This window comes from Pseudomonas sp. 05T35 (genome assembly GCF_056396605.1).
In genome coordinates this window covers 1-3,774 of the sequence record NZ_JBFTLU010000435.1, presented here as the reverse complement: position 1 = coordinate 3,774, position 3,774 = coordinate 1, and the positions used below count along the sequence as shown (strand labels likewise).

Genomic DNA, 3,774 nt, shown 5'->3' with positions numbered 1-3,774 from the left:
TCATAGAACCACTCCCAATGTCTCTTGCATCACCACAGGCACTAAGCAAAAAAAACAGTACAAAGCAATAGAGCCTCATACTGCATTATTCCAAGTGGCAATGGTTTTAATTTGCTCTTCCATATAATCTTTTTTAAAACCCATCAACTTATGATACTGGGCAGCAATTTTTCCAATAAATTCCATACGATCTGATTCGCTGTAGAGGTTTCCCTTTTCCATTTGAACCCTTAATTCCTTATCATCTACATCGCACGCAGTACTGAAAGCGGCGACTCGTACCGGTACAAAAGGAGCCCACTCAAATGCAGCTTGGGCTTTCAATGTCGCTTGAAAAAAGAATTCGTTGTAAATCAGTGGCTGAAGAATCCTTCGTTGCTCATGATCAGCAATGGCAAGAAGTGACTTCAATTGCAAATTTCTTTTAGTTGCTGGATCTGACGTGCTCTCAGAGTCCTTAATTCGTTCAAATCCTTTCTTTACATCTGGCGTTAAAGAAAGATTCTTCAATACAGGCAAAGCCTCGTCGGCCCACGGCAACTGGTCTATGTTCATCTGCACCTGCGCATCACAACTTTTCGCATTGCGAACAGGTGCGCACTCATCGAACTGATCCGGATGTTTTTTATAAAACCAGTGCCATACAAATATGTCTTGAAACAACCAAAAATTTCCCTTGCCAAGCCCTTTCTTGCCAATCCTTAGAGGTGGCTGGCCAATAGGGGGGACTCCAATCGTCAGGTAAGGCTCTGCAGGAATAAAATCCAATCCGCATTTCACCTGCTTACTGGCAAAGGCGGCCAGCCCCATCCAGTAAAATCGACCTTTTAAATCCGGTTTCCCGTCTTCGCCGCGCTCCAGATAAAACTCGGCATAAGCAGCAGCGATCCGCGCAGCTCGGGCACCGAAATCTGAAACCAGAACCATTTTTGTAGATTTAGAGAAAACACTCTTTTTCGGAACACTCAAGCGACTAATCGCTTCCTGTTGCCCCATCGTCCACAGCTTGTCGCACTTCAAGGTAACGTCTTTAACAGAGCAGCTCTGGCTATTGGTCTTAAAAGTAGCTACGGGTGCGCTCATTTATTTCTASTCGCTTCGTAATCGTCAGAGCCCGGCGGCACAATCAGTTCGTCCCACATCAAATGGACTTCTGCCGTCTCGGCAGTGTCCGTTTCGACACGAGGATGAAGGCCGTCTGCATTACTTTTTGAAATCTTCGGAGCTACTGAGGAAGGAACAATAATGGCGGCTTTCACGGACTTGATAGGTTGTCCAAGCCCGGTCACAAAGCGAATTTGCTCGTCAAACTTCTCACTGTTTGCCGTACCGGATTTAAGTATGTTCCCCGCCCGAGCTTGATCAGCAATCAACGGCAGCCCAGGCATCAAAATCCCGATCCCCGTCCCGCTCCCCGCCGAGCCACCGGAATTCACCTTCACCTCAGCCCCACTAATCGTCACACCCCCCGCATCAACCTTGACGAAACTCCCCCCAGCCTTGGCCGTCAGTTCCATCCCACCTTCCACCACGACCTTTTCACCCGCGTGGTAGTGAATCTCCGTCCCGGCTTCTACAAACTGCGCCGTGCCGACCTTCATGTGCTGGGTCACCCCGACCGTCAGGTGATCATCGGCCCGTGCTTCGGTTTTGCGATCCAGRTGGGTGATGCGGTGCTCTTCGGCCTTGAGTTCGGTGAGGGTGTTGGCTTCGACGGTGTCGTGGCGTTCGTTGCCGACGCGGATTTTCTGGTCGTGCTCGATGTTTTCGTCCCAGTCGCGTTGGGCGTGCAGGTAGATCTGTTCGGCACCTTTCTTGTCTTCGATGCGGAACTCGTTGTAGCCCTTGCCGCCCGGTGAGCTGAGGGTCTTGAAGGTGCTGCGGGTCTTGTTCGCCGGCAGGTCGTAGGGGACGACGTTTTCCTTGTGGTACAGGCAGCCGGTGACGAGCGGCTGGTCGGGGTCGCCTTCGAGGAAGGTCACCAGCACTTCCATGCCGATACGCGGGATGGCGATGCCGCCGTAGGCGCTACCGGCCCAGCCGGTGGCGACGCGGACCCAGCAGCTGGTCTTGTCGTCGGCCTGGCCGTCACGATCCCAGTGAAATTGCACCTTGATGCGGCCGTATTGATCGCAGTGGATTTCTTCGCCTTTGGGACCGGTGACCACCGCGGTCTGGCTACCCAGGACTTTCGGTTTCGGGTGTTCGAGGGCAGGGCGGAAGTGCGCGTCCCACGGGGTGGCGAGGAAGCGGTTGCGGTAACCCTGGTGGAAGTCATCCTTGTTCTGGGTGACGTCGCTGGTGACGTTTTCGCCGAGCACTTGCGGCTGTTTGCCTTCGTGAATGACTTCCAGCAGCAGCCACAGGTCGTTCCACTCGGCGCGTGGGTGTTCGCTTAGGGCCAGGAAATGCCCGCTGACCAGGATCGGCTGATCGCTTTTGCCTTCGGCCAGCTGGTAGTCGCTGCGGTGACGTTCCAGGGCGCGGGTTGCCAGTTGCTTGCCGCGTTCGCGGTCGGTGAAACGGCCGGGGTAGTCGTAGTCTTCCAGGTCTGGCAGGAATGCACTGCTGGCCGTGCCTTCAGGCAGGATGCGCGGTTTTTCGAAGTCGTAATCGCGACGGCTGACACGGCTGGTGCGGGTTTCCAGGCGCAGGTTGAAACGCTTGATCACCGGTTTGTCGGCGCTCATGCCGGAGTCTTGCTGATAGGTCACCGGTGCCAGTTTGCGGAACACCGTCTGGTCATCGCCGAACACCAGCTTGTGGCCGCTGGCACTGTGCTGGAAGTGAAAGTGGATGCCTTCTTCTTCGCACAGGCGCTGGATGAAATGCAGGTCGGACTCGTCGTACTGCACGCAGTACACACGCTCGGGGTAGATCGCGCCCAGCTGGAAACTGTAGGCGTCGGACAGAATGCCGCGGGCTTCGAGGACCTGGGCGATGATTTTCGGCACGCTCAGCTGCTGGAAGATCTGCTGGTCATGGTTGTGGCGCAGGTAGTTGAGCTGCGGCGTCAGGCTGATGCTGTAGCGCGTCAGGCTTTTGCCCGAATCGCCTTGGGCGATGCGGTAGACCAGGCCATGAATGACGCCTTCGCCGGTAGCGCCGAAGGTCAGGCAGGCAGGTTTGTGCAGCAGCTCTTCAAGCTTCAGGTCGGGACGGGAACTGACCAGTTCGATGTCAAAACAGAACGGCTGATTGAGGGCTTCACGGCCAACGAAACTGAGCACCTGAAGGTCAGTGGAAACACCTTCGAGGGTGAGAGAAATATGGGTAGCGTTAGCATCCAGCATGCCTTTGATTCCGTCCTTTGAAAAACCAGGCGGCGATGGTGCAGGATTAAACCTGCTGGTTCAAGGCGAAAATGGACTAGACGCGGGCTGTGGCAGGTATGGGGAAAACCCCTATTTACAGGGTTCAGGCCAATGAATTCAGGGGGGCGGTAAGCTGTGCGAGGTTGTTAAGCGCTATGGGTAACTTATCGGTGGGCAGGAGTCGGCAGTCATTTTCAGACTAAAGTCGCCTGTGTCAGCTAGCAGCCATCTGCCACTATTGGCAATCACCCCCGTAACTTTTTACTTCATTGCGGCGAACCCTTTCGCTGGATGAACGCTATTTGTGTTGGCTGATTGTCCTGTCGCAAAGATGCACTGTTGGAGCTTTTTTTCATGCGTCCCCCGTTTCCCCTCATCACTCCGTGCCCGGCTCTGGGTTTCGGCGCTTTAGTCCTGTGCGCAGGTTTTACCGCGCACTCCCAGGCCAGCGGTTTTATCG

The 3,774-nt window shown here is 54.6% G+C and carries 2 protein-coding genes; both read right to left on the bottom strand.

The window, feature by feature from the left end; translation table 11 throughout:
* Positions 1-75: 75 nt before the first annotated feature.
* Entirely contained in the window at positions 76-1,083 is a 1,008-nt protein-coding gene (locus tag AC1DH9_RS24665) for a DUF2515 family protein (RefSeq protein WP_427539619.1), read from the bottom strand.
* Positions 1,080-3,293 (bottom strand): type VI secretion system Vgr family protein, encoded by a 2,214-nt coding sequence (locus AC1DH9_RS24660; RefSeq protein ID WP_477808949.1) that lies wholly within the window; start codon positions 3,291-3,293, stop codon positions 1,080-1,082. Before AC1DH9_RS24660 ends, AC1DH9_RS24665 begins: the two co-directional genes overlap by 4 nt.
* Positions 3,294-3,774 lie beyond the last annotated feature (481 nt).